We start from the raw sequence: 1,864 nt of genomic DNA on the forward strand, positions 1-1,864 counted from the left end.
TACCAATCGTTTAGTTTGTTTAGGATTTTTTTTAATATAATTCCAAGTGTAGCTCATTTTGAAGTTAATAAAAATTAGTTATATTTTTATTATTATACCATAAATTTATTTTTTGGAGAGGTCTATTGGGTTTGGGACTGCTGGCATCTGGACTGAAGGGATTAAAGCAATATTGGCAGCACCTTACTATATTTTTATGTCTCGCTATACCATCTGGATTGCCAACATTACTGATTGATGTATCGACATTAACTGCTAAGTTTTCAGGATTGCTCCTTTGGTACTCAGGATTTGAAGTCTCTCGCCAAGGAGTTTATTTAATACTGCCAACGGTGGGAGCTTTGGTATCTGGAGCTTTATTTATTACTATCTGGAAGTCTACCCCCTGGGCGAGACGAAAGGGTTGATTAGAGTCGAGGGGAGCTATTAAACTCCGCCCCTCTCCTGTCATACCGGACGTGAAGGTTTCCCCTCATCCGGCTCCTGGATATCCTAACCTGAGGTGCGACCCAAGGGCAGTTTATCTGCCCATTGGAAAGCGCACCTCGGTCTGCTCCCGTGAATGAGTTGATGGCAACTCTGATGAACGGTCATTAAGTTCTTGGGCTCAATCATTGTCAGTCAACGGTTCTGCGGCTCTTCGACTAAGCTCAGAGTCCGCTTTATGAAATTTGCACCACTTTTCATACGCTCGGATGGGTTCACCACAGGCGAGACAACTATTGGGAAATTCTGTGGGGTCAGGCAGTTCCCCAGTTCCCTCGCAGGTGGGGCAAGTCATGTCATAGCGTTGATGTTCGGGTTGGGCTGGAATGTGAATGATTCCTAAGCCGTTGGATTGAGGGCATTTCATTTGAGTTTTTTTAAAGGGGCACGGGTAGCCCCAGTTTTCAGAGTCTAAGTTGAATCTCCTTAGAATAGTCCGCGAAGTTTAGGAATACTGGAATCTTCTTTGATTTTTTTGCCGTATTTTCGCAGTCCGTGGACACGGCAAGAGAAGACGTGAATAATGGGGAGAAGATCTGCGGTAAGTTCTGATTCTGGGCAACTTTCAGGTGCGACCCGTGGCGAATTTAATAATTAGATGCGGAAAGCGCACCTGAAGGATTGTCGAGAACCAGGATTTTTCCACCGTTGAGACTGACCGGAGATGAAACCTTAGAGTAGTGCAGCCTTACTACAAAACCAAGACCCTATGCTGCATAATTTACCAACTATAAAGGCTGCACTACTCTTACGGTAACTTCTAACCAAGTACTCAATGAGTTCAAACCCGTGCGAGGGATTGCTCGCACGGGTAAGTCGGTCTCGACAGGCAACAACAATTGTGAGCTGATCTCCTCGCATAAGTCGCTCCAATATGGATTTAAGACCTTTTCTTTTGTAGTTGAGTCCTGATCCGATGTCTTTGACGATTTCTGCTTCCGGGAAGAGGGGGTGAATGTAGGCAACTTGTCTGGCGAGATCGTCTTTTTGTTTGCTACTACTGACTCGACAGTAGCAGATGGTTGTTGACTGCTTTGATGCCCTTTTTCCAAGGCTGAGTAGGCTTTCTGTGTCAAAGAGTCGGTACCCGCTGGGGGTTCTTTCGCATTTGATCGTGCCATTGTCTGCGTACTTTCGTAGAGTGTTCCTGGAGAGTCCCGTAAGTTCGACCGCTTTACGGAGTGGTATTAGTGCCATAGATATAGTCTAAGAGGATATCTCCCAAGTTTTTTGATACTGAATTTTGCCCCCCTAGGGCGTGTTTTCAAACTATAACCACAAAAGAATGCAGGCGATCGTAATCATGGCTGTATAATTGGCAGCAAGTTTTTCATACCGGGTAGCGATACGTCTCCATTGCTTGAGTCGATTGATAGCC

Annotated in this window: 2 protein-coding genes and 4 pseudogenes; 1 reads left to right on the forward strand and 5 read right to left on the reverse strand. The window is 45.1% G+C overall.

Annotation, left to right across the window (positions count from 1 at the left end; all coding sequences use genetic code 11):
- The first annotated feature begins 80 nt into the window (after nt 1-80).
- Nucleotides 81-407 carry an archaeosortase/exosortase family protein gene (locus F6K52_RS35855; protein ID WP_364421435.1) on the forward strand — a complete coding sequence of 109 codons (327 nt, stop codon included), beginning with the start codon at nt 81-83 and terminating at the stop codon, nt 405-407.
- Nucleotides 408-607: 200 nt separating this feature from the next.
- Here F6K52_RS35855 and F6K52_RS35860 read toward each other — a convergent pair whose 3' ends face one another.
- The 5 genes and pseudogenes from F6K52_RS35860 to F6K52_RS35875 all read right to left on the reverse strand — a co-directional run.
- Nucleotides 608-853 (reverse strand): hypothetical protein, encoded by a 246-nt coding sequence (locus F6K52_RS35860; protein WP_293089912.1) that lies wholly within the window; start codon nt 851-853, stop codon nt 608-610.
- Nucleotides 854-912: 59 nt separating this feature from the next.
- Nucleotides 913-1,136, reverse strand: a pseudogene (locus tag F6K52_RS35865) (hypothetical protein); the annotation flags it as partial.
- A 22-nt stretch (nt 1,137-1,158) separates the two neighbouring features.
- Nucleotides 1,159-1,260 (reverse strand): annotated as a pseudogene (locus tag F6K52_RS37210) (RNA-guided endonuclease TnpB family protein); the annotation flags it as partial.
- Between the two features lie 36 nt (nt 1,261-1,296).
- Nucleotides 1,297-1,683: pseudogene (locus tag F6K52_RS35870) on the reverse strand (recombinase family protein); the annotation flags it as partial.
- 72 nt (nt 1,684-1,755) lie between these two features.
- Nucleotides 1,756-1,864: pseudogene (locus F6K52_RS35875) on the reverse strand (IS5/IS1182 family transposase); the annotation flags it as partial.

Origin of the sequence: Moorena sp. SIO3H5 (assembly GCF_010692395.1) — a bacterium.
Classification (GTDB): domain Bacteria; phylum Cyanobacteriota; class Cyanobacteriia; order Cyanobacteriales; family Coleofasciculaceae; genus Moorena.